The 23,055-nt window shown below is 64.4% G+C and carries 20 protein-coding genes and 2 riboswitches; of the genes, 9 read left to right on the forward strand and 11 right to left on the reverse strand.

Annotated features, from left to right (window positions below):
• Nucleotides 1–2: 2 nt before the first annotated feature.
• Nucleotides 3–1,769, reverse strand: a complete 1,767-nt coding sequence (locus JSO19_RS06255) for a 3-hydroxyacyl-CoA dehydrogenase NAD-binding domain-containing protein (RefSeq protein ID WP_270910464.1) — start codon at nt 1,767–1,769, stop codon at nt 3–5.
• A gap of 37 nt (nt 1,770–1,806) precedes the next feature.
• Nucleotides 1,807–2,505, reverse strand: coding sequence for a TetR/AcrR family transcriptional regulator (locus JSO19_RS06260; protein WP_270910465.1), 699 nt, complete (start codon nt 2,503–2,505; stop codon nt 1,807–1,809).
• Nucleotides 2,506–2,600: 95 nt separating this feature from the next.
• Between JSO19_RS06260 and JSO19_RS06265 the strand changes: the two genes are divergently transcribed.
• The gene (locus JSO19_RS06265; RefSeq protein WP_270910466.1) at nt 2,601–3,476 is read left to right on the forward strand and encodes a 3-hydroxyacyl-CoA dehydrogenase family protein; all 876 of its coding nucleotides are present in this window, start codon (nt 2,601–2,603) and stop codon (nt 3,474–3,476) included.
• A gap of 76 nt (nt 3,477–3,552) precedes the next feature.
• Here JSO19_RS06265 and glyA read toward each other — a convergent pair whose 3' ends face one another.
• From glyA to JSO19_RS06295, 6 genes are all read right to left on the reverse strand, one after another.
• Nucleotides 3,553–4,875: a serine hydroxymethyltransferase gene (glyA, locus tag JSO19_RS06270; RefSeq protein ID WP_270910467.1), complete on the reverse strand. Its 1,323-nt coding sequence runs from the start codon at nt 4,873–4,875 to the stop codon at nt 3,553–3,555.
• Nucleotides 4,872–5,249 carry a glycine cleavage system protein GcvH gene (gcvH, locus tag JSO19_RS06275; RefSeq protein ID WP_270910469.1) on the reverse strand — a complete coding sequence of 126 codons (378 nt, stop codon included), beginning with the start codon at nt 5,247–5,249 and terminating at the stop codon, nt 4,872–4,874. Before gcvH ends, glyA begins: the two co-directional genes overlap by 4 nt.
• 68 nt (nt 5,250–5,317) lie before the next feature.
• Nucleotides 5,318–8,182 (reverse strand): aminomethyl-transferring glycine dehydrogenase, encoded by a 2,865-nt coding sequence (gene gcvP / locus JSO19_RS06280; RefSeq protein ID WP_270910471.1) that lies wholly within the window; start codon nt 8,180–8,182, stop codon nt 5,318–5,320.
• Nucleotides 8,183–8,225: 43 nt separating this feature from the next.
• A riboswitch (glycine riboswitch) is annotated at nt 8,226–8,349 on the reverse strand.
• A 1-nt stretch (nt 8,350) separates the two neighbouring features.
• Nucleotides 8,351–8,444, reverse strand: a riboswitch (glycine riboswitch).
• Between the two features lie 143 nt (nt 8,445–8,587).
• The gene (locus tag JSO19_RS06285) at nt 8,588–10,144 is read right to left on the reverse strand and encodes an amino acid permease (protein ID WP_270910473.1); all 1,557 of its coding nucleotides are present in this window, start codon (nt 10,142–10,144) and stop codon (nt 8,588–8,590) included.
• Nucleotides 10,145–10,304: 160 nt separating this feature from the next.
• Complete coding sequence (locus JSO19_RS06290; protein WP_270910475.1) at nt 10,305–11,729, reverse strand: MFS transporter; 1,425 nt, start codon at nt 11,727–11,729, stop codon at nt 10,305–10,307.
• Between the two features lie 122 nt (nt 11,730–11,851).
• Nucleotides 11,852–12,586 carry a GntR family transcriptional regulator gene (locus JSO19_RS06295; protein ID WP_270910476.1) on the reverse strand — a complete coding sequence of 245 codons (735 nt, stop codon included), beginning with the start codon at nt 12,584–12,586 and terminating at the stop codon, nt 11,852–11,854.
• A 190-nt stretch (nt 12,587–12,776) separates the two neighbouring features.
• On the opposite strand from JSO19_RS06295, the gene JSO19_RS06300 reads away from it, so the two are divergent.
• From JSO19_RS06300 to JSO19_RS06325, 6 genes are all read left to right on the forward strand, one after another.
• Nucleotides 12,777–13,460, forward strand: a complete 684-nt coding sequence (locus tag JSO19_RS06300) for an HAD family hydrolase (RefSeq protein ID WP_270910478.1) — start codon at nt 12,777–12,779, stop codon at nt 13,458–13,460.
• A 133-nt stretch (nt 13,461–13,593) separates the two neighbouring features.
• Nucleotides 13,594–14,964: a glutamine synthetase family protein gene (locus JSO19_RS06305; protein ID WP_270910480.1), complete on the forward strand. Its 1,371-nt coding sequence runs from the start codon at nt 13,594–13,596 to the stop codon at nt 14,962–14,964.
• Entirely contained in the window at nt 14,951–15,697 is a 747-nt protein-coding gene (locus JSO19_RS06310) for a gamma-glutamyl-gamma-aminobutyrate hydrolase family protein (RefSeq protein WP_270910482.1), read from the forward strand. Before JSO19_RS06305 ends, JSO19_RS06310 begins: the two co-directional genes overlap by 14 nt.
• Complete coding sequence (locus JSO19_RS06315) at nt 15,694–17,049, forward strand: aldehyde dehydrogenase family protein (RefSeq protein ID WP_270910484.1); 1,356 nt, start codon at nt 15,694–15,696, stop codon at nt 17,047–17,049. Before JSO19_RS06310 ends, JSO19_RS06315 begins: the two co-directional genes overlap by 4 nt.
• Before the next feature lie 48 nt (nt 17,050–17,097).
• A complete protein-coding gene (locus JSO19_RS06320; protein ID WP_270910486.1) occupies nt 17,098–17,889 on the forward strand; it encodes a 3-oxoacyl-ACP reductase in 792 nt (263 codons plus the stop codon).
• Between the two features lie 100 nt (nt 17,890–17,989).
• Entirely contained in the window at nt 17,990–18,727 is a 738-nt protein-coding gene (locus JSO19_RS06325; RefSeq protein ID WP_270910487.1) for a FadR/GntR family transcriptional regulator, read from the forward strand.
• Nucleotides 18,728–18,779: 52 nt separating this feature from the next.
• On the opposite strand, the gene JSO19_RS06330 is transcribed toward JSO19_RS06325, so the two are convergent.
• Complete coding sequence (locus tag JSO19_RS06330; protein WP_270910488.1) at nt 18,780–19,145, reverse strand: hypothetical protein; 366 nt, start codon at nt 19,143–19,145, stop codon at nt 18,780–18,782.
• An 87-nt stretch (nt 19,146–19,232) separates the two neighbouring features.
• Between JSO19_RS06330 and JSO19_RS06335 the strand changes: the two genes are divergently transcribed.
• Nucleotides 19,233–19,646, forward strand: a complete 414-nt coding sequence (locus JSO19_RS06335; RefSeq protein ID WP_270910490.1) for a phage holin family protein — start codon at nt 19,233–19,235, stop codon at nt 19,644–19,646.
• Here the strand turns inward: JSO19_RS06335 and JSO19_RS06340 are convergent.
• A complete protein-coding gene (locus tag JSO19_RS06340) occupies nt 19,643–20,692 on the reverse strand; it encodes an NAD-dependent epimerase/dehydratase family protein (protein WP_270910492.1) in 1,050 nt (349 codons plus the stop codon). The genes JSO19_RS06335 and JSO19_RS06340 overlap by 4 nt on opposite strands.
• A gap of 37 nt (nt 20,693–20,729) precedes the next feature.
• On the opposite strand from JSO19_RS06340, the gene JSO19_RS06345 reads away from it, so the two are divergent.
• Nucleotides 20,730–21,305, forward strand: coding sequence for a helix-turn-helix domain-containing protein (locus tag JSO19_RS06345; RefSeq protein ID WP_270910493.1), 576 nt, complete (start codon nt 20,730–20,732; stop codon nt 21,303–21,305).
• Between the two features lie 128 nt (nt 21,306–21,433).
• Here the strand turns inward: JSO19_RS06345 and JSO19_RS06350 are convergent, their stop codons facing one another.
• Nucleotides 21,434–23,017 (reverse strand): ABC transporter substrate-binding protein, encoded by a 1,584-nt coding sequence (locus JSO19_RS06350; RefSeq protein ID WP_270910495.1) that lies wholly within the window; start codon nt 23,015–23,017, stop codon nt 21,434–21,436.
• Nucleotides 23,018–23,055 lie beyond the last annotated feature (38 nt).

A 23,055-nucleotide genomic window follows, 5' to 3' on the forward strand; every position in this document is an offset into this window, starting at 1 on the left:
CGTTACTCCCAGGCGAGTGCGAGGCCGGTCGCGGCACCCGGCAGGGTCGCCACCACTCGCTCTGCGCCGCTGCCGAGGTCGATCTGCCTGATCGCACCCGACAGATCGGCGACGTAGGCCGCGTGGTGCACCGTGTCGAGGGCGAGGCCGATCGCCTCGTCGAAGCCGCGCGACAAGATCGCGGGGCGCCAGCCCTTCGCGCCGGTCTCGGGAATGGGCGCGCGGTTCAGCGTGTTTCCGTCGGTTCCCTCACCGCGGTCGCTCCAGTACAGCATGCGGGCCTCGGCGTCGATCTCAAGGTCGATCGGCTCGGGTAGGCCGCTCCACAGGGTCTCGATGTCGGTGCGCGTCGCGGCCGTCTCGCCCTCGGGTAGTTCGAGTGAAGCCCTGAGGATGCGCCCCTCGGCAGCCCCGGTCGCGCCCTTCTGGGTCCAGAACAGATCACCAGCCTCGGGGTCGACGGCGATTCCAACGCACCACTCCTGCACCTCGGTCTCGCCCGTTCCCCTCGTGTCGACGAGGCGCGTGAGGCCACTTCCGTCGGCCTCGGCACGGTAAATACCGCGGCCTTCGCGGTCGCTCCAGAAGAGGCGGCCGGTCGCCGGGTCGCTCGTGATCTGCTTGCCCGTGGTGAACGAGCCGCGCGGCACGATGACCTGCGCCGATCCGCCGCCCAGCGAAATGCGCTGCACCGAACCGTTGACGGTCGCGAATTCGGGCTCTTGGCCAGCCTTCGCCTCGCCATCGGGCTCACCCATGCAGGTGAAGGTGATGTGGCCGGCTTTCGTATCGACGACGAGGCCGTCGGGAGCCTCGGTGAGCCCCGTGTGCAGTTGCGTGACCTCGCCCGTGTGCGGATCGACCCGATTGACGCTGCCCTCAAGCACGTCGAGGGCATACAGCACCGGTCGCAGCTGCTCGGCGCCAACCGCTCCGCGCACGGCGCGCGTGATGCGGTCGCGGCGCTCGGCACGCGATGCGTAGGTGTCGGCGACGCCATAGGCGTCTTCGACCTGCTGCACGAGTGCGTCTCGGTCGGCTTCGCTCATGTCGGGGCGGTGCAGCTCGATCGCGTCGAGCGCCTTGCCAACGTGCTCGATGATGTGGCGCAGGCCAGCCGGCCCGCCGCCCAGGTGTGAAGCCTCGAGCACGCCGATCGACGCCCAGCGCAGGCCGAGCGACTCCTGGAAGATGATGTCGAAGGCGCGTGCGTCAACGACACCGTGCTTGATGAGCCACATGGCCTCGTCGAGCACGGCCTTCTGTACGCGGTTGCCGACGAAGCCGGGAATCTCGCGCTGCAGCGCAACGGGAACCTTGCCGATGTCGCGGTAGATGCGCTCGGCGCGCTTCACGAGCTCGTCACGGGTCGTGGGCCCCGGCACGATCTCAACGAGCGGCATGATCTGCGGCGGGTTGTAGGGGTGGCCGACGAGAATCTGGTCGGCGCGCTCGTTGCCGTCGGCGAGGAGCGACGGGAGCAGGCTCGAGGTCGACGACGCGATGATCGTGTCGTCTGATGCCGCGGCAGCGATCTGGCCGAGCAGGTCGCGCTTGATGTCGAGGCGCTCTGGGCCGTTCTCTTGCACGAGGTCGGCGCCGCGCACGGCCTCTTCGATCGATGACGCAACCTCGAAGCCGCGCCCCTTGGGCACCGCGTCGGGCGAAACGTCAAAGATCGAGACCTCCCACCCGCTCTCGAGAAATAGTTCTGCCCACGACAGGCCGATGACTCCGGCCCCAATAATGGCTACGCGTGACTCAGACATGAGTGCTCACCCTTTCTTTTCTGTGTGGTCGCCTCGATTAGTGGGCCGGCTGAGGGCCGGTCAACACCCCCCGAAGCGCTGTGAGTATGGCATCTCGCCGCAGGCGCGGCGGGCTGTCAACAAATGGTCCCTGCAGCACCGAGCCGACGTGGCAGGCGATGACGATGCGGGTGGCCTCGTCGGCGTCGGGCACGAGCGCCGCGCCCACGGCTCGGGCAACGCCCTCGAGCACGGGAACAACCTGGCGCTGAAATGCCTCGCCGTGGCCCTTCAGCACCTCGGCCATATCGGGGTCTGACCAGGCCCGCAGCCCGAAGAGCGCCCGCAGCGCATACCACTGGGTGTCAGCGGGAATGACGCGCAGCATCTCGTCGGCCGCCGCCTCGAGCACGGCCTCGCGACCGCGCGCGGCAGCAGGAATTGCCTGGTCGAAGCTCGCCATGCCACTCAAGACCTCTTCGGTCTTGCGCTCGTACAGGGCAAAGAACACGTCGTCGACGGTCTTGAAGTTTGAGTAGAAGGCGCCCCGCGTGAAGCCAGCCCGTTTGCAGATCTCGTCGATCGAGGCGCTTGGCACGCCCCTCGCCGCAAAGATCGCCTCGGCCGCGTCAATGAGCGCGGCCCGGGTGTGCACGCGTGCCCTCGGCGCCGACTGGCCCGCGCGTGGCCCCTCGGTTGCTGCCGCCTGGCCAGCAGATGCGACTCCGGTGTCGCCCCGTGACTCACCCGTATTCATTGCTGATTCCTCTCACAGAAACTCGATGCATAATGTATTCAATACAGATTGTATCGAGAAACCATGGTGATTGCACCAACGATTGGAGAGATATCATGAAGTTTTCGCTACCGGCCAATGTTTCTGAGCGCCCCATTGTGGTCGTGGGCGCTGGCACCCTCGGCCGCCGCATCGCAGCCGTCTTTGCCGCGGGCGGGTCTGACGTGCGCATCGCCGACCTGCAAGAGGCCCAGCGCGACGCAGCCCTCGCCTACATCGACGAGGCGCTGCCAGAGCTGAGCGAGCGCCTCACCAAGCAGGGCAAGGGCGCCACCGCGGGCAAGGTCACCGCGACCGAGCAGGTCGCCGACGCACTGCCCGGCGCATGGCTCGTGGTCGAGGCCGTTCCCGAGCGCCTCGACATCAAGCGCCCGCTCTTTGGCCAGCTCGATGAGCTCGCCGACGACGACGCGCTGCTCGCGACGAACTCGTCGTCATACGCCTCACGCCTCGTCATCGACGAGGTCAAGAACCCCGAGCGCGTGTTCAACATGCACTTCGCGATGCCCCCGGCAAGCATGGCGGTCGAGCTCATGAGCGACGGCCAAACGACCGAAGGCCTGCTCGACGACGTTGCCGAAGAGCTGCGCCGCTTCGGTCTCGAGCCCTTCATCGCGCACGCCGAGAGCACCGGCTTCATCTTCAACCGCATCTGGGCGGCCATCAAGCGCGAGTCGCTCGCCGTTGTCGAAGAGGGCGTCAGCACGCCCGAAGACGTCGACGCGATCATGAAGGCCAACATGGGCCTCGCGGTGGGCCCCTTCGCCCTCATGGACCAGGTGGGTCTCGACGTCGTGCTCGACATCGAGGAGCACTACGCGGCCGAGACCCCGACCCTGCCCCAGGGCCCGCGCGACCTGCTGCACCGCTACGTCGACGCTGGCAAGCTCGGGCGCAAGAGCGGCGAGGGCTTCTACTCGTACGAGTCGTAACCCCACCCCGCAAACAGGCAGTGGGCCGTGAGACGAAGATGCTTCGCTCACGGCCCACTGCGTTGTGCACGACCCGCTACGACAGCTGCGCGACCGCCGGGTAGAGGGGGTGCGCCTCGGCAAGCACCGCAACGCGCTCACGCAGGCTCGCGAGCTGTTCGGGGGCTGCCCCGCCCTCGCTCGTGCCCGCAATGAGCGCCAGGGCGATGATGTCGGCAACCTCGGCAAAGGCCTCGTCGCCGAAGCCTCTCGTCGCGAGCGCTGGAGTGCCGATGCGCAGGCCGCTCGTCACCATCGGTGGGCGCGGATCGAACGGCACCGCGTTGCGGTTGACCGTGATCTCGACCTCGGCGAGCAGATCTTCAGCAACCTGCCCGTCGAGGGTCGAGTCGCGCAGATCGACGAGCACGAGGTGCACGTCGGTTCCGCCCGTGAGCACGCTGATACCGCTCGCGGCAACGTCGGCCTGGGTGAGACGCTCTGCAAGAATCGCGGCGCCACGAAGCGTGCGCTCCTGCCGTTCCTTGAACTCGTCGCTCGCAGCGACCTTGAAGGCGACCGCCTTGCCGGCGATCACGTGCTCGAGCGGGCCGCCCTGCTGGCCTGGGAACACGGCAGAGTTCACCTTTTTGGCGATCTCAGCATCGTTCGTGAGAATGATGCCACCGCGCGGCCCAGCGAGGGTCTTGTGCGTGGTCGAGGTCGTCACGTGGGCGTGCGGCACCGGGTTCGGGTGCAGGCCTGCGGCGACGAGCCCCGCGAAGTGCGCCATGTCGACCATGAGGTAGGCCCCGACCGCATCGGCGATTGCCCTGAAGCGCTCGAAGTCGAGCTGCCTCGGGTACGCCGACCAGCCGGCAACGATGAGCTTCGGGCGGTGCTCGTGGGCGAGCCGCTCAACCTCGTCCATGTCGATGGTCAGGGTCTCTTCGTCAACGCTGTACGCGGCAACCGTGTAGAGGCGACCCGAGAAGTTGATCTTCATGCCGTGCGTGAGGTGCCCGCCGTGTGCGAGGTTCAGGCCGAGAATCGTGTCGCCCGGGCGAATGAGCGCGTGCATCACGGCGGCGTTCGCCTGCGCGCCCGAGTGCGGTTGCACGTTCGCGAAGCCCGCCCCAAACAGCTCCTTCACGCGGTCGATCGCGAGCTGCTCGATCACGTCGACCTCTTCGCAACCGCCGTAGTAGCGGCGCCCCGGGTAGCCCTCGGCGTACTTGTTCGTGAGCACCGAGCCCTGCGCCTGCATGACCGCGACCGCGGTGTGGTTTTCAGAAGCGATCATCTCGAGCCCGCGTCGCTGCCGCGCGAGCTCGGCGTCGATGCGCCCAGCGACCTGCGGATCAAGCGAAGCGATCGGCTCGTTGAGCGATGGCGCGACAATCTGTTCAAACGATTTCACAGCTGTACTCCGTTCTCCTGTGCGTACTGCTCGGCGGTGAGCAGGGGTCCTTCTTGGGTGACGGCGACCTTGACGAGCCAGCCCTCGCCGTAGGGGGCCGAGTTCACAAGGGTGGGGTCGTCGGTGACGGTCTCATTCACCGCAACGACCTCGCCCGTGACCGGGCTGAAGAGGTCTGAGACCGACTTCGTCGACTCGACCTCGCCCATCACTTCGCCCGAGGTGACGGTATCGCCGACCTCGGGGAGTTCGACGTAGACGATCTCGCCGAGCGCGTCGGCCGCGACCTGAGTAATGCCAACAACGGTTGGGGTCTCATCGTTGACCCACTCGTGTTCGGCTGAATATCTCAGCCCTAACTGCACTGTGCTCATTCTCTGTGTTTCCTTTATCTTTCGTGTGGTGTGGTCTGGTGTCTCATGCTGGGCGCACAGCGCCCGCGTCACTCGCCCGCTTCGGGCTGCTCGAAGGCCTCGGGGGCTGGGCATGAGCACACAAGGTTTCGGTCGCCGAATGCCCCGTCGATGCGGTCAACCGGCGCGAAGTACTTGTCGGTGCGCAGCCGCGCGACAGGAAACACTCCCTGGCTACGCGGGTAGTCGCGGTTCCACTCGTCGGCGAGCGCCGTCTCTGCCGAGTGGGGAGCGAGGCGAAGCGGCGAACGATCGAGCGCGATCTTGCCCGCGATCACGTCGTCGATCTCGCCACGAATGGCAATCATGGCCTCGATAAAACGCTCGATCTCTTCGAGGTCTTCTGACTCGGTGGGCTCAACCATGAGCGTTCCCGGCACTGGGAAGGCGAGCGTCGGGGCGTGAAACCCGAAGTCGATGAGCCGCTTCGCGACGTCTTCGGCCGTGACCCCCGACTGCTCGGTGAGCTGCCGCAAGTCGAGAATGCACTCGTGTGCGACGAGCCCCGCGTTGCCGCGAAACAGCACTGGGAAGTATTCGTCAAGCCGAGCGGCCACGTAGTTCGCGCTCAGCAGCGCAATCTTCGTCGCCTGCGTGAGGCCCTCGCCGCCCATCATTGCGATGTAGCTGTACGAGATCGGCAAGACCCCTGCCGATCCGAATAGCGTCGCGACGACCGGAACGCCCTCGCTCACCGAGAAGGTACCCGTCGGGTCGCTCGGCAGGTAGGGCAGCAGGTGCTCTGCCACGCAGATCGGGCCAACGCCCGGGCCGCCACCACCGTGGGGAATCGCGAAGGTCTTGTGCAGGTTCAGGTGCGAAACGTCGCCGCCGAACTTGCCGGGCTGCGCGAGGCCAACGAGCGCATTCATGTTGGCGCCGTCGATGTACACCTGCCCGCCGGCCTCGTGCACGAGGTCGCAGACCTCACGCACATCGGTGTCGTAGAGTCCGTACGTCGAGGGGTAGGTGATCATGATGGCCGAGAGCTCGTCACGGTGCGAGGCGACCTTCGCTCGCAGGTCGTGCATGTCGATCGTTCCGGCATCGGTGTTTTTCACCACGACGACCCGCATACCAGCGAGCACGGCCGAGGCAGCATTCGTGCCGTGCGCGGAGGCCGGGATGAGGCAGATATTGCGCTGTTCTTGCCCATTCGCGCGGTGATACATGCTGATCGCGTTGAGGCCCGCGTACTCACCCTGAGCCCCCGAGTTTGGCTGAATCGACACCCCGGCGTAACCGGTGATCGCGCGCAGCCTCGACTCGAGATCGGCGATGAGCGCACGCCAGCCGGCGCTCTGATCCGCCGGAACGTACGGGTGAATGCCAGCGAACTCTGGCCACGAAATCGACTCCATCTCGGCGGTCGAGTTGAGCTTCATGGTGCAGGAGCCGAGCGGAATCATCGTGCGGTCGAGCGCGAGGTCGCGATCGGAGAGCCTGCGCAAGTACCGCAGCATCTGCGTCTCGGAGCGAACCGAGTGGAAGATCGGGTGCTCGAGGTACCGGCTCGTGCGAACGAGCAGGCTGTTGAACCCGTAGTCGCCCGCGCGTGCCGACTCGCTCGCGGCGGTTCCAAAGGCTCGAACGACCGCCTCGACGTGCTCGCCCGTGGTGGTCTCGTCGGTCGAAACCCCCACGGTGTCTTCGTCGATGCGGCGCAGGTTGATGCCCGATGCGGCGGCCGCGGCAATAACCTCGTCGGCCCGCCCAGGAATGCTCGCCACAACAGTGTCGAAGAACGACCCCGAGGCGAGCGAGATTCCCGCGGCCGAGAGGCTCGCCGCAATCGTTCGCGCGTGAGCGTGAGCCCGCTCGGCAATCGCCTTGAGGCCCGCGGGGCCGTGATACACGGCATACATAGACGCGGTCACGGCCAAGAGCGCCTGCGCCGTGCAGATATTGCTCGTCGCCTTCTCACGACGAATGTGCTGCTCGCGCGTCTGCAGCGCGAGACGATAGGCGGGCCTCCCCGCAGCATCCTGCGAGACCCCGACGAGACGGCCTGGCAGCGACCGCTCAAGCCCCGCACGAATCGCCATGAACGCGGCGTGCGGCCCGCCGAAGAAGAGCGGAACGCCAAAGCGCTGCGTGTTCCCGACGGCGACGTCGGCACCCTGCTCGCCCGGTGACTCAATGAGCGTCAGCGCAAGCAGGTCGGTAATTACCGTAACCATGGCACCCTGGCGCTTCGCCTCGGCGATAATCGCACGGTGGTCACTCACCGAGCCGTCATTGCCCGGCTGCTGCAGCACGACCCCAAACACCTCGCCCGCAGGCAGCCCAAGCGAGAGGTCGGCGACCTCAATCTCAATTTCGAGCGCCGCGGCACGGCCTTTAATGACCGCGAGGGTTTGCGGAAACACGTTGCGGTCGACAACCGCTTTTGCCCCCGAGCCCGCTTTGCTCGCGCGGCGCATGAGCAGCACGGCTTCGGCTGCGGCCGATGATTCGTCGAGCATCGAAGCGTTGGCCACGTCGAGACCGGTGAGGTCGGCAACCATCGTCTGGAAATTGAGCAGCGCCTCGAGCCGACCCTGCGAGATCTCCGGCTGATACGGCGTGTAGGCCGTGTACCAGGCGGGGCTCTCAAGCACGTTGCGCAGAATGACCGGGGGTGTGTGGGTGTCGTAAAAACCCTGGCCGATCATTTGTGTCATGACCGTGTTCTGGGCCGCAAAGCCCTTCAGGTCACTGAGAATTTCTGCCTCACTGCGGGGCCCGGCGAGATCGAGCGCGTGCGGCATGCGTATCTCGGGCGGCACCGCCGCGTCGGCGAGCGCAGAGGCGCTCTCGTAACCAACCCGCTCAAGCATCGTGGCGAGGTCGGCAGGGGTGTTCACGCCAATATGGCGATCAGCGAAGGAACGTTCAATCGGTTGCGTGTTCAAGAGGATCTCTTTCGTAGGCCCGAAGGCGCGAATAGGAAACGATCCTCCCCGCTCTGTTATGGGACCTGAGAGATTCGGGCGCCGCGCCGGTACAGCAAAGTACGTCTGCGGGCCGTTGCACCTTCGGTAAGCGACCGGGTCATTCCGGTCGGTGTTTTCCAGAGTTGCCACGCTGTAGCGGTACGTGAGCCTGAGAGATTTCCCGGGGAGGGATTTTGCTCCTACGGCGTCGGGTCACCCCGAACTCTCCCGCTACAACTTGATAGCCGATATTCATTTGTGCGCATCGAGCACCGCACGGCAGGCAGTGTCGCGATGATCCGCCCCACAACGATGTCGGGGCAGGAGCCGCGCGCCGCACGTGAGGTGTTTCACGTGCAACGCGCGGCCTAGCCTTGTGCAATGCTATTTCAACTCTGGCCCATCGACCCCGTCCATTGCAAGCAGCTCTTCTTCAACCTGGCCGCCGTAACCCTCGGTTTGAGGGTCGCCGTGCAGGCCGCCCGAGACCGCGTACTCCTCTTCAGGCGAGAGAATCAGGCGGTGGCGGGTGTAGACGCCGAAGATGATGAGACCGATGACGTAAACGATCACGATCGCGACGATCGCCGGCCTAAACGACTCATTGAGCAGGAAGCCCAGGAAGATCAGGGCCGAGATGACAGCAGCCGCGTAGGCGCCAAACATGCCCCAGGGGCTCTTGTAGGGGCGTGATGCCTTGGGGTACTTCTTGCGCAGAATGATGAACGAGAGCATCTGCATGAAGTACGCGAGCACGGCCCCCCACACGGCGATGTTGAGCACGACCGCGCCGCCAACACCATCTTCGCCACCCGTCACCTCGACGACGATGAGCGCGGTGAGGCCGATGAGGGCACCCGCGATGAGCGCGACCCACGGCGTCTGGCGCTTGCCGGTCAGCGAGAGGAACTTCGGGTAGTACCCGGCGCGTGAGAGCGAGTACAGGTTGCGACCGTAGGCAAACATGATGCCCTGCAGCGAGGCGAGCAGACCGAAGAGCGCGAAGAGCGCCAGGAGGCCAGCAACCCACGCGAGGTCGTCACCAAGAATGGTGCGGAAACCATCGAGCAGTGGCTCGCCAGCGCCGCCGGTCTTCTCGGCACCGAGCACGGCGGTGTTGAGGAAGAGTACGACAAGGCCCGTGAAGATGAGGGTGCCGCGTGCCCAGAGACCTGCGCGCGGGATATCGCGCACGGGGTTGTGCGATTCTTCGGCCGCGAGCGGCAGCTCTTCGATGCCGAGGAACAGCCACATCGCGAAGGGAAGCGCGAAGAGGATCGGCAGCACGCCGTGTGGCAGGAAGGCCGTCTGGCCCGGATCGGGAACGATGTCGAAGAGGTTGCCCCAGCTCGCAGCGCCGCTCACGAGCGCCATGACGCCGAAGAGCAGGATGACGCCGATCGACACGAACGAGACCGTCACCGCGAACTTCAGCGAGATCGAGGTGCCGGCCGTGTTGAGCGCGACAAAGATGGTGTACAAAATGATCCACCACACCCACGTCGGCAGCGAGAAGCCCATGAGCCCCTCGGTCACACCGTTCGCGTAGCCGGCCGAGAAGTACACGATCACGGCGTTCGTCGCGACGTACTCAATTGACTCTGCGAGGCCGGTCACGAACCCGCCCCATGGCCCCATGGCCGCGCGGCCAAAGGAGTATGCCCCACCGGTGTGCGGCATCGCTGCCGCCATCTCACCAATCGAGAATACGAGGCCGTAATACATCACGACCAGGATCGCGAAGGCGATGAGCATGCCCCCGAAACCGGCTGCTTCGATGCCGAAGTTCCAGCCTGAGAAGTTACCCGAGATCACCGCGCCGACAGCGAGGCCCCAAAGCCCCCAAATGCCAGCCGAGCGCTTCAGGCTCCGTTTCTCAAAATAACCCGTGTCAGCGGTTGTGTACGTCACACCCGAGACCTTCAAAGTGTCTTTTGCCATTGCTTCCTCTGTATTTCACTCCGTTGTGATAGCCCTCCCGCGGCCCCGAAGATGTCGTGGGCCGCGGGAGGGGTGCGGTTGCAATTGGCAAGCTTAGCCCCTATTGGTAGAGAAAAGCTACCTTTAAGATTTGCTCGCCTGCCAGTTGCACCGGACGAGGCTATGCCGCTTCGGGGCGCTTATTCCACGAGGGAACAATGAGCAGAGCCGCAAATGCGGCGGTTGCCGCGAACACGTAGAACACGGTCACGGTCGAGAAAAAGCCCGGCAGCAGGCCGCCGAGAATCGCGCCGATGGAGCCGCAGCCGTTGATGAAACCAGCGGCACCCGCGGCATACTTGCTCGTGCCAAAGTCAACCGCGGCAACCCCCGAAACCATGGCATCAGCACTGTACGCGAAGAAGCCAACGGCGCCGAGCAAGATCGCCACGGCCCAGATCGAGCCGGTGTTCGCCACGGGCTGCCAGATCATGAGGGTGACCACGAGCAGTGCAAGCGAGAGCACCGTTGGCGGGATGCGACGGGCACCGAAGAAGGTGTCAGATGCCCAGCCAATCGCGATCGGGGCTGCGACACCCGCGATACCGAAGGTGATGGGCACCATGACCGCGGTGAACGCATCGATGCCGGGAATGGCGTCGATGACGAGCACGGGACCCCACAGCAGTACGGCGTACCTTGCGGGCTTCAGCATGAAGTAGACGATGCCGAGGCGCAGCACCATCGGGTCGTGACGCACCGCGGCCATGAGGTCGGCAAGCTTGAACTTGTTCTCTGGCTTCACCACGGGAACGGGGCTCTTGCCCGCGCCACGAATGCCCTTGCCCGTGTAGGGCTCATCGAACTTCGCGAGATCTTCATCAATGCCCGGCAGGCCCAGCTCTTCGGTGCTGTTGCGCTGGAAGATGAGGAAGATGACGAGCACGACAGCCATGACCGCAGCGCCCGTAAAAAAGGCCCAGCGCCACGAGTCGAAGACCGAGTAAGCGACCCATCCCATGACGGGAACAGCCACGAGACCGCCGAACGCGTAGCTCGTCGAGAAGAAGCCCATGGCTCGGCCGCGGGCGCTGATCGTGAAGAACGAGGCGATGTTCTTGCTGAGCGCCGCCCAGCCCGTCGACTGGCCGAGCCCCTGCACGACCATGAGCGGAACAAAGAGCCACAGCGCAGGGACAATGCCCATGAACAACGCCGCGATTGTCGCGAGCACCATGCCGCCGGCGACGACGACCCTCGTGCCGTAACGCTCAGCGACCGCGCCCCAGACGAACTGACCAACCGCATAGGCGACGAGGTACGCGGTGTCGAGAAGCCCCAGGGCCTCTCTCGGCATCAACCCCTCTTCGAGAATGCCAACCTTGGCAGCCGAGAAGGCGTTGCGGGGAAAGTAGAAGGCCGCGTAGGCGAGCCAGGACACCATGAAAACGCGGGTTTGCCACGCCCTCAGCACCTGTCGCTTGGTTTTCCCGCCTCCCGCTGCGGGCATCACCCCAGACCAGGGGTTGACCGGCTCGAGCTCTGGCGGGCCGGCCTCATGTTCTTGCACCTTGGCGTTGACCGCACGCCCCTGCTTTTCATCCATTAGACGCTCCTTTGCATCTCTTCGTCACCGCCAAAACCTGGCGGCCAAGCTTCTGCCTCACGACCCGGTGAGCCATTGACAGACGCGGCAGGGCGGCTGGTGTCACACCACAGTGTGTGGCCCTACCCCGTCGCGACCGTCATACGCATGAGGTCGGCCCGAAAGAGATCTCGCGAGATCTCAACCGGCTGTCCCGAGCTGTCATAGGCAACCCGGTCAAGATCAAACAGCGGGCTCCCAACCGCAATATCGAGGTGGTACGCCGCCGCAGGAGTCGCCGCCTTCACAGCGATGGCTTCCTCTGCCTTGTTCACGTGAACCCCGTACTCTTCACGCATGAGGCCATACACCGAGGTCAGGTCGCGCTGCAGAAAGTTCGGGAAGAGCTCTGCTTTCAGCACCATCTCTTCGAGCGACAGGGGCACGCCGTTGGCGAGCCTCAGCCTGCGCAGCACAATCACCATGCCTCGTTCGCCAAGCCCCAGCGCCTCTCGCTGCTCTGGCAGCGCAGGGCGCTCCTCGGCATTGATGATGCGGGTTCCCGGGGTATAGCCCTGGTCGGTGAGAAACTCGGGCACGCCAATCACCTGATTGAGTGTGCGGGTCACCACGAAGGGCGGGTTTCCGAACGGCTGCGCGAGTTGCGGCTGCCCAACGTCTCTCACGAAGGCACCGCCGCCCCGCCCCTGCTTGAGCTCAATGAGTCCCTGATCAACCAGCTCGGCGAGGGCCTTGCGCAACGTACCCCTCGCAACGCCCAGCTCTTCAGCGAGTTCTCGTTCTGCGGGCAGCTTGAACTCGCCGTGGGCGCGCAGCTCTTCAATGCGTCGCTGCAATTCATCGTGTAAGTGAGGCAAAACATCTCCAAATGGTTTAGATATATGTACCTTTATCTTTTTCACTCGGGCTGAGTTGATATGAGATTGGGGTACATAATTTCGCAAAAAATACAATAAAGCAAGTCTTTATGACATACTTCTGAGCAAATGATGATTCAGGGTCGAAGCATCATTTGGTTCAATTAACTATACCATTAGGAGTAATCAAGTGACCGAAACCGCAGTAATTCCTAGCGTTAAAGACCTCGTGAGCCGCGCAAAAGCGCTCCTGCTCGACTTCAACGGCACCCTCTCTGATGACGAAGAAGTACTCGCCGAGCTCGTCTGCGAAATCTCCGACCGCGAGCTTGGGGTGCCCCTCACTCGCGAGCGTTACTTCAGCGATTTCGCCGGCTTCACCGAAGAAAACATGTTTGCCGTCTTGCTCGAAGAGGCGGGACTCACCACCCCCACGCCCTACGAGCTGCTGCAAGTTTTCAACGCCGCCTACCTCGAGCGAACGGCAGCGCAGTCAACGATTACCGCCGATGCCCACCGCTTCGTAACCGAGGCCAGGGCCGGCGGCAAACACGTCATGGTCGTCACCGCGGCGAGTCAGGACGTCGTCGTTCCGGCACTCAAGCAGGCCGGTCTTCTCGACCTGCTCGACGGCGTCATCGCGCTTGAAGACGTCGACTCACCCAAACCCGCGCCCGACGCATACCTCCAGGCACTCAAGCACCTCTCACTCACGGCGGCCGACGCGGTCGCGTTCGAAGACTCGCGCACCGGCATCGCGGCCGCGACCGGGGCGGGCCTCACGACCATCGGAATCATCGGCAGCCTTGACGAGACAACACTTCAGAGCCTCACCCCACACACCGCCCACGAGCTCCACCCGGCGATGCTCTAGGCGACACGCTCCGAACGCGCAACGCGACGGCACTTGCGCTAGCAATTCACCCCGAGCCATGCTTTAATGGTCTAAATTCCCACCATTAAAAATGGACACCCACACTCAATGAAGAGACACTAAAGGAGATTCCATGAATCCCGTGAGCGGAAACTTGACCACCGAACAGCTCAAAGAAGCTGTTGCCTCGGGCGACATCGACACCGTCATCGTCGCGTTCACCGATGTTCAAGGGCGACTGGTCGGCAAACGCATCTCGGCTCGACTCTTTCTCGAAGAGACCATGACCGGGCACGCAGAGTGCTGCAACTACCTGCTCGCGGTTGACGTCGATCTCAACACCGTCGACGGCTACGCGCTCACGAGCTGGGAGAGCGGCTACGGCGACATGGCCATGGTGCCCGACCTGACGACGCTGCGCCTCACCCCGTGGATTCCCGGCACGGCGCTCGTCATGGCCGACCTCGTCAACGCGAGCGACCACCAGCCCATTCCCGTGGCGCCCAGGTCGGTGTTGCAGCGGCAGATCGATCGCCTGGCCGAGCACGGCTACCACACGAACGTGGCGACCGAGCTCGAGTTCATCGTCTTTGCCGACGACTACCGCACGGCATGGAAGAAGCATTACAACGACCTCGCGACCGAGAGCGACTACAACATCGACTACGCCCTGCACGCCTCGACCCGCATGGAGCCGCTGCTGCGCGATATTCGCAACTCGATGGATGCAGCCGGCATGTACAACGAGGGCGTCAAGGGCGAGTGCAACTTCGGCCAACAGGAAATCGCCTTTCGCTACGCACACGCGCTCGCAACCTGCGATAACCACTCCATTTACAAGAGCGGATCGAAGGAGATCGCCGACAAGCACGGCAAATCGATCACCTTCATGGCCAAGTTCAACGAGCGCGAGGGGTCAAGCTGCCACGTGCACGCGAGCCTGCGCGACGACGATGGCAACCCCATCTTCGCCGACGAATCAGACCCCCAGGGCATGTCTGACACCTTCAGGCACTTCATCGCGGGCCAGCTGAAGCTCATGCGCGAGTTCACGCTGCTCTACGCACCGAACATCAACTCATACAAGCGCTATGTTGACGGCAGCTTCGCCCCGACGGCCGTTGCCTGGGGCTTCGATAACCGCAGCTGCGCGCTGCGCATCGTCGGCCGCGGCAAGAGCATGCGCGTCGAAAACCGCGTGCCGGGAGCAGACGTCAACCAGTACCTCGCGGTTTCGGGGCTGCTCGCGTCAGGCCTGTACGGCATCGAGCACAAGCTCGAGCTGGGCGAGGCACTCGAGGGCAACGCCTACACGAGCAACGTCGAGCGCGTGCCAACCACGCTCCGTGAGGCAGCCGATCTCTTCGACCAGTCGAAGGCCGCCCGCGAAATCTTTGGTGACGAGGTTGTCGACCACTACGTCCACGCAGCACGCGTCGAGGTTCAGGCCTTCGACGCCGCAATCACTGATTGGGAGAGGATTCGCGGCTTTGAACGACTCTAAACCGATAATCGGCATCACCAGTTATCTTGAGCAGGCGCAGACCGGGGTGTGGGATGTTCCGGCATCGTTTCTGCCCCAGGTCTACATGAACGCCGTGACCGACGTCGGCGGCACCGTCGTCGTCTTGCCACCCCAGGCCATCACGAACGAAGAGGCCCGCAGCATCATTGCTCGGCTCGACGGCCTCGTGCTGTCGGGCGGCGCCGACGTCGACCCAAAACGGTACAACGAGAGCCCCCACGAGCGAACCGGTGCCCCGCGCACCGATCGGGACGAGTTTGAGGCGGCGCTGATCCACGCGGCAATCGAGGCCTCGCTGCCGATGCTCTGCATTTGCCGTGGCGCGCAGATGCTCAACGTCGAACTCGGCGGCACGCTCCTGCAGCACCTGCCCGACGTCGTCGGCGACGACCGCTACCAGATTGGCGCCGGCGTGTTCAACAGGGCGACGATCGAGGTCGACGAGGGCTCGCAGATCGCGCAGCTCTACGGCGAAGACTTGACGGCCGAGGCGCACCTTTACCACCACCAGGCCATCGGCGAGGTGGGCGAGGGGCTCCGCGTCACAAGCCGCACGACCGACGGCATCATCGAGTCGGTCGAGCTGCCCTCGCACCCCTTCGCGGTTGCCGTGCAGTGGCACCCCGAAGAGAACACCGACGACCGACGCCTCTTTCAGGGGCTCGTCGAAGCAGCACACACCCACCGCCATCTGCGTGAGGAGAACGCATGAGCTACACCATCATCAACCCGGCGACCGAGGCCGTTGTCACCGAGGTCGAACACCTCGACCTCGAGGCGACCGACCGCGCGATCGCACAGGCGGCCAAGGCGCAGGCAGAGTGGGCGCGCATTGCCCCCGCCGACCGCGCCAAGGCACTGCGCAACTTCGCCGCGGCGGTAGACGCTGACGTCGAGCACCTCGCCTCGCTCGAGACGACGAACTCGGGCCACCCCATTTCGCAGTCGCGGTGGGAGGCCGGGCACGTGCGCGATGTGCTCGAGTACTACTCGGCGTCGCCCGAGCGTCTCATCGGCCAGCAGATTCCCGTGGCCGGCGGGCTCGACGTCACCTTCCACGAGCCGCTCGGCGTCGTGGGCGTCATTACCCCGTGGAACTTTCCTATGACCATTGCTGCCTGGGGCTTCGCTCCGGCACTCGCTGCGGGCAACGCCGTCGTTCTGAAGCCGGCAGAGTGGACCCCCCTCACGAGCATTCGCCTCGGCGAACTCGCGCTCGAGGCCGGCCTGCCCGAGGGCCTCTTCCAGGTGCTCGCGGGTCGCGGCTCGGTCGTCGGCGAGCGCTTCGTCACGAACCCCGAGGTGCGCAAGGTCGTCTTCACCGGCTCGACCCAGGTGGGCAAGGGCATCATGGCCGGCTGCGCAGAGCAGGTGAAGCGCGTGACCCTCGAGCTCGGCGGCAAGAGCGCAAACATCGTGTTCGATGACGCCGATATTGAGAAGGCCGCGGCGACCGCTCCCTACTCGGTCTTCGACAACGCGGGCCAGGACTGCTGCGCCCGCAGCCGCCTGCTCGTGCAGCGCAGCGCCTACGACCGCTTCATGGAGCACTTCGAGCAGGCCGTGAAAAACGTCAAGGTCGGCGACCCGACGCTCGAAGAGACCGAGGTCGGCCCCCTCGTGACCCTCGCGCACCGCGACAGCGTTGCGTCGTTCATCACCGACGACGTCAAGGTCGCGTTCACGGGCGAGGCCCCCGAGGGCCCCGGCGCCTGGTTCGCGCCAACGGTTGTCGAGGGACAGCACGGCGACCGCCTCTCAACCGAAGAGATTTTTGGCCCGGTCGTCTCGGTCATTCCCTTCGAAGACGAGGCCGATGCGCTGCGCATCGCCAACGACACCGAATACGGCCTGAGCGGATCGATCTGGACCAAAGATCTCGCCCGCGGCATTCGCACGGCGCGTGGCGTCGAGGGCGGCAACCTCTCGGTCAACTCGCACTCATCGGTGCGCTACTCGACCCCCTTCGGCGGGTTCAAGCAGTCTGGGCTCGGCCGTGAGCTGGGGCCAGACGCCGCAGAACACTTCACCGAAACGAAGAACGTCTTCTTCGCGTCGGAATAACCAAGCCCTAAACCTTTCAACACTTTGACCCATTCAAGGAAGCAGAACATGAACGAAATCACCCCTTTTGATCTCACCCAACGACTCGCAGGGAAAGTCGCCGTGATTACCGGTGGCGCGAGCGGTATCGGCCTTGCCACCGCCAAGCGCATGCGCGCCGAGGGCGCCACCATCGTCATCGGCGACATGAACCCCGAGGCCGGCGAGGCCGCGGCCGCAGAGGTCGGGGGGCTCTTCGTGCAGGTCAACGTCACTGACGAAGATCAGGTCAACGCCCTGTTCGATACAGCCGCCAGCACCTACGGCTCGGTCGACATCGCCTTCAACAACGCCGGCATTTCACCCGATGACGACGATTCGATCGAGACGACCGAGCTGCCCGCGTGGCAGAAGGTGCAAGACGTCAACCTCAAGAGCGTGTACCTCTGCTCGCGTGCGGCGCTTCGCCACATGACGAAGCAGGGCTCGGGCTCGATCATCAACACGGCCTCGTTTGTCGCGGTCATGGGCTCGGCGACGTCTCAGATCTCGTACACCGCGTCAAAGGGCGGCGTGCTCGCCATGACCCGCGAGCTCGGTGTCCAGTTCGCACGCCAGGGCATTCGCGTGAACGCGCTCTGCCCCGGACCTGTGAACACCCCGCTCCTGCAGGAGCTCTTCGCGAAAGACCCCGAGCGCGCGGCCCGTCGCCTCGTGCACGTTCCGGTCGGCCGCTTCGCGAAGCCCGAGGAGCTCGCCGCCTCGGTCGCCTTCCTCGCAAGCGATGATGCCTCGTTCATTACCGCCTCGACGTTCCTTGTCGACGGTGGCCTCTCGAGCGCGTACACGACGCCGCTCTAGGCCGCAAGCGCAAAGCACACGGCTGTGAGCCGTATAGACTCACAGGCATGGGGCCCGCAGGTTCTTCCTGCGGGCCCCATGCTCTTCGAAGGGAGAACCGATGCAAAACAGTGGCGCGGGTTCTGAGCTGCTCATCAGGGCGGTGCGACCCACGAACGCGTACGAAGAGACCATGCAGCGTCTGCTGCAGTCGATCAGGCTCGGGGTGATTCCGCCCGGCGAGCGACTGCCCGCTGAGCGTGATCTCGCGGCCATGCTGAAGGTGAGCCGCGACACCGTTCGCGAGGCCCTCTCGACCCTCTCAGACGCCGGTTATGTCGTCTCCCGCCGTGGCCGATATGGCGGATCATTCGTGGTCGATGAGCTGCCGCTCGAACGCCTCACCGGCCAAGAGGCTACCGTCACCGCCGAAGAGGTCGAAGACGTGACGGTGCTGCGCCGGGTTCTCGAGGTCGGTGCTGCGCGTGAGGCCGCTGCGCGCGACCTCACCTCGAGCGAACGCTCGTCACTCACGAGGGCGCTTGAGGCGTGTTCTGCGGCCTCTGCGGCCGATCACCGCAGGCTCGACTCGCGCCTGCACCTGCTCATCGCCGAACTCTCGGGCTCGCCGAGCCTCGTGCCCCTCGCGGCCAACATTCGCACCCGCGTCAATGCGCTGCTCGAAGCGATTCCGGTGCTCGAACCGAACATCGTGCACTCTGCCGAGCAGCACGTCGCGATCGTTTCGGCGATTTTGGCGGGCCGGCCGAGCGCCGCTGCCGAGGCGATGGCCGAGCACCTTGAGGGCTCCGCCGCGCTGCTGAGGGGCTTCTTGAGCGACTCGCTCGGCGACTCCTAACCGGCTCTCGGCCAAAGGGTTCGCCCGTGGGTCGCGTTTCGGCGCTTCGGGCTCAGTGCCCCGCGAGCACGCACCCCGACATGGCGCCAGCGTCAATCACCGAGCCGTTTTGGCCGGGAGCGACCGGAATGTGCTCGGTGGTGAAGCCCGTGAGAAAGACTCCGGCCTCTTCTCCCTCGCTCGCGAAGGCGGCCTTTTTGCGAGCCTTATCGATTTTGGCGACGGTGACCTTGATCGGCCCGCTCGGCAACAGCAGCACGGCGCTCTGGCCGATGCGCATCTCACCGTCGGTCACGGTGCCCACGAGGGCCGGGCCGCGCATGGGAATCGCGAAGACCGTCGAAACGGTGAAGGTGAAGGGCACGAACCCCTCGGGTGCCGACTGAGCCTTGCGATCTTTTTTGCTGAAGATTCCCATGCAAAAAGCGTAGTGCACGGGGCTGGTACGCCGCTGCAGTCGCGCCGTTCGCACGAAACACCAGGGTTTTCCTGAGAGCATAGAGGCATGAAGAACCTCGGCCGAATTCTTGTCAGCGCCCTCGCCCTGTGGCTCACCACGCTCATCGTCGGCGGCTCGGGTGATCAGGGCGTGTGGATTCGCCCGCTCGGCGACGAGACGATGGCGTCGGTCACAACCTTCGTGGTCGTCGCGATTCTCTTCGCCGCGGTGAACATCACGGTGGGCAAAGTGTTTCGCTTCGTGGCTATTCCGCTGCGCATCATCACCCTCGGTCTCTTCAACCTCATCATCAACGGCGCCCTGCTGCTCATCGTGGGCTGGGTCTCGGGTGTCATCGGCTTCGGCCTCGAGGTCGACGGCTTCTGGTGGGCAGTGCTCGGGGCGCTCGTGCTCTCGCTCATCACCTCGGTCTTGAACGCCGTGTTTGGCCTCAGCAAGAAGGAGTCGCGCAGGCGCTAGGCCCTGCGCAGCACCTGCCGCGCTTCCTCCTGCGTCGCGAGCTCGGCCATCGACACCGCCCCAAACGGTGCCTTCTCGGCCGCGCGTACTACGGCGAGCGCCGTGAGCCGCCCCGTCGCCTCAGACTGCCCTGACCCCTCAGCCTCAAGCCGCTCGCCCGTGCGCCGGTTGCGCGCGACCACGTACCACGCGTCTGACCCCACGTGCGGGGCCATGCCGAGCACACCGCTCAGCCCCTTCGCCCGCCCAATCACGCGAAGCGCCGCGGTCATCGGCCGCGAGCTCAGCGTGAGATAGCTGCGGATCGCGGCCGACGCACCCCCTTGCCCCGCTCGCCCGCTCACGGCAACAATGTGGTCGGGAAAATCGGCGCGAAGGTAGCGCCGCGTGCGCCCGTCGGGCCCCTTCGCCCGGAGGCTCCCGGCGAGGTTTCGCACCCGGCCTCCCTCTGGCGGCTGAAACACGTCGGTGCCGACGAGCCCAGCGGTCCACGCGACGGCGGCTGGGCCGTGCTGTTCGCCAGCGCCGAGCATGACGAGCGCATCAAGCTCGTCGCCGGGCCGCTGCTCGAGCGCGCTCACGAGCACCGTGCTGAGGCCCGCCCCGAGCACCACCGGGCCCCGTGCCGCAGCTTTGAGCGCCTGGAGGTACGAACCCGTGGCCGAAATATCGACGAGCGGCGTTGCCCCGGTCGCCCCCGCAAGGTCGGCTCGCTCGATGCCAGAAGCGTTGATCACGACGTCGTGCGTCTCGGCGAGCGCCGAGAGGGGGCCGAGATCTCCCGTGAGGTCGACGCGTACCGACCGGGCCTGGCCTGCCGCAGCCTCAGTCGCAGCAGCCACTGCAGCCGCCGGTACCGGGGCCGCACGGCGACTCGCGGTCGTGACGCGATGGCCCTCGCGCTCAAGCTCGCGTCGAATAATGGTGCCAACGGCGCCGCTAGCGCCGAGTAGGAGTGCGTGCATCGGGATCTCTCTCGTGAGTGGTGTACCGCGGGATGCGCTGGTGCGATCCGCAGCACTCATCGTCGCCTGGCCAAGGCTCACGCACCAGCATTTTTGCGGAATCTGCAAAAATAGCCTCATGGACCCCTCAACCGAACACCTGATCGCCGCGATCGGCCCCCGCCTGCGCGCCATGCGCACCGCCCGCGGGCTCACGCTCGAGGCGGTCGCCCACGACTCGGGCCTCTCGGTGAGCGCACTGTCGCGCCTCGAAACCGGCAAGCGCGCCCCGAGCCTCGACGCACTCCTGCCCCTCGCCAAGACCTACCGGGTGAGCCTCGACCAGATCGTCGGCGCCCCAGCGACCGGCGACCCGCGCGTGCACCTGCAACCGCAGGCCATGCAGTCAGGAGGCGTCGTCGTGCCGCTCACGAGCAACCCCAGCCGCGTGCACGTGTTCAAACACGTCATCGAGCCGCGCGAACCGAAACTCACGACGCACCAGGGCCGCGCCTGGATATACGTGCTCGCCGGCCAACTCAGACTGCTGCTCGGCGACGAGGAGCACCTCATCGGCCCTGGCGAGACGGCGCAGTTCGACTCGGCCACCCCGCACTGGTTCGGCCCGGCCGACGACCACGCGGTCGAGATACTGCACCTCTTCGGGCCGCACGGCGATCGGCCGCTCACGCGATTGGGTGATGCGGGCGCGTAGGTCGCGCGGCGCAAGCAAGGTGAGTAAGCGCAAAAGAATGTCTACGCTCGCTGATATGGCCCTCACCAAAGCGCTGCGCCGCCAACCCCACATGACGGGGCTGGCGGCGCAGCGACATAACTCAGATATTACTGAGCCGGTGTAATCTTCCACCATAGAACCGAAGCATCGAACACCTCGAAGTTATCGAGGCTCGTTGAGGCTGCCCACATCTCGTGGGTATCACCGAGACGGCTCAGTGGCCTCAGGTCTTCAATGTACTGTTGTATCTCGCCATAGAGATCCTGCGCCTCTGCAAGGGTTGGAGCCCCGCGGTAAGCCTTCTCGAGACGCTCGAGCTCAGCATCGCCATCTTGGTAACCGGGATTGTTCGAGACCCAGCCGATCGTTTGCGTAGGCTCATTCTTCACGGCCTGGGTGATGATACCGAGGTCCCACGAGTCGTAATCGTTGAGGTAACGATCAATAAATGCCGCCCACTCCATTGACTCAATCTCAACGTTCACACCGATTTTTGCCATCTGATCCTGCAGCACCACCGCAACCGCCGAAGCGTTGTGCGAATGACTGCTCACGATGAGGGTCAAAGGTTCACCGTTGTAATCGCTCTCGGCAATGAGTGCTTTAGCGCCCTCGATATCGACCGAGTTGTAGTCTTTCTTCCCGACCTCGGTGTTCCAGACCGCCTGCCAAGGCGCGGCCATGTTGTCGTGAATCAGCGTGTAGTACTTATCGCTACCCACCGCAGCCGTCATCATCTCGTCACGGTCATAAGCCATGTTCATCGCCTGGCGCAGTTTCACATCGGCCGCTGGGCCACTGTGAATGTTGTAGGCGACGTTCTGCAACCCGTACATGTAGATGCCGAGGTCAACCTTGTCATCACCCTCGAGCTGGGGTAGCAGGTCGTGTGCAGCACCAAGCACGACGTCGTACTGACCCGTCTGAAGCCCTGCAACGGGGGTCGTCACGTCTTCGAGGAACTCGAAGACGATTTCGTCGACCGTCGCTTCTTTCTTGCCGGCAAGACCGCTCGAAGGCGCCTCAACCGACTGGTAGTCATCCCACTTCGAGAGCGTCAGCTTCTGGTCGGGTACCCACTCTTCGAACTTGTAGGGGCCTGATCCAATAACCTCTTCGATGGGGTCATCGCCCGCGGCTTCAATGACCTCAGAAGGCATGATCGCGGGCACGTTCAGGAGACGGCCACCGAGCTGGAGCTCGTGCAAGAAGCTCGGCGTTTCGACCTTGAGCTCAACTGTCAACGGGTCAATCTCTTTCCAGGTGGCGCCTGCAAAGTCATTAATACCGGGGGCGGTCAACCTCGTCCAGCGTTCCATTGAGGCGACCACGTCGGTCGCGTCAAGATCGCTGCCATCGTGAAAGGTAAGCCCTTCACGTAGGTTGAACGTATAGGTCAAGCCATCGTCGCTACGCTCATATGATTCGGCGAGCATTGGCTGAATCTCATAGTTCTCATCGATCGTGAGCAGGGTCTCAAAAATCGGGCGAGTAATCTCGGCGACTTTTTGCACCTGCGTCAGGTGTGCATCAAGGTTTGCTGGCTGATCGTTGATCGTTGCGGTGACGACAAATGGCTCGCCGTCGCCTCCCTTGGGGCTCTCACCGCCACCGCTACACGCGGTGAGCGTTAACGCACCGACGAGGGTGGTAGCGAGCAGGGTATTTCTGAGTACTCTCGATGGTTTCATGAGCACATCACTCCTTTGTTATATGTGTTCCAACGATG

It is taken from the genome of Leucobacter sp. UCMA 4100 (genome assembly GCF_027853335.1).
GTDB lineage: Bacteria > Actinomycetota > Actinomycetes > Actinomycetales > Microbacteriaceae > Leucobacter_A.

Bases quoted from the DNA above. Each gene is read 5' to 3' on its own strand.
- JSO19_RS06255 (WP_270910464.1), bottom strand. From the start codon at position 1,769: ATGTCTGAGTCACGCGTAGCCATTATTGGGGCCGGAGTCATCGGCCTG.
- JSO19_RS06260 (WP_270910465.1), bottom strand. From the start codon at position 2,505: ATGAATACGGGTGAGTCACGGGGCGACACCGGAGTCGCATCTGCTGGC.
- JSO19_RS06265 (WP_270910466.1), top strand. From the start codon at position 2,601: ATGAAGTTTTCGCTACCGGCCAATGTTTCTGAGCGCCCCATTGTGGTC.
- gcvH (WP_270910469.1), bottom strand. From the start codon at position 5,249: ATGAGCACAGTGCAGTTAGGGCTGAGATATTCAGCCGAACACGAGTGG.
- JSO19_RS06285 (WP_270910473.1), bottom strand. From the start codon at position 10,144: ATGGCAAAAGACACTTTGAAGGTCTCGGGTGTGACGTACACAACCGCT.
- JSO19_RS06290 (WP_270910475.1), bottom strand. From the start codon at position 11,729: ATGGATGAAAAGCAGGGGCGTGCGGTCAACGCCAAGGTGCAAGAACAT.
- JSO19_RS06305 (WP_270910480.1), top strand. From the start codon at position 13,594: ATGAATCCCGTGAGCGGAAACTTGACCACCGAACAGCTCAAAGAAGCT.
- JSO19_RS06315 (WP_270910484.1), top strand. From the start codon at position 15,694: ATGAGCTACACCATCATCAACCCGGCGACCGAGGCCGTTGTCACCGAG.
- JSO19_RS06320 (WP_270910486.1), top strand. From the start codon at position 17,098: ATGAACGAAATCACCCCTTTTGATCTCACCCAACGACTCGCAGGGAAA.
- JSO19_RS06325 (WP_270910487.1), top strand. From the start codon at position 17,990: ATGCAAAACAGTGGCGCGGGTTCTGAGCTGCTCATCAGGGCGGTGCGA.
- JSO19_RS06330 (WP_270910488.1), bottom strand. From the start codon at position 19,145: ATGGGAATCTTCAGCAAAAAAGATCGCAAGGCTCAGTCGGCACCCGAG.
- JSO19_RS06335 (WP_270910490.1), top strand. From the start codon at position 19,233: ATGAAGAACCTCGGCCGAATTCTTGTCAGCGCCCTCGCCCTGTGGCTC.
- JSO19_RS06345 (WP_270910493.1), top strand. From the start codon at position 20,730: ATGGACCCCTCAACCGAACACCTGATCGCCGCGATCGGCCCCCGCCTG.
- JSO19_RS06350 (WP_270910495.1), bottom strand. From the start codon at position 23,017: ATGAAACCATCGAGAGTACTCAGAAATACCCTGCTCGCTACCACCCTC.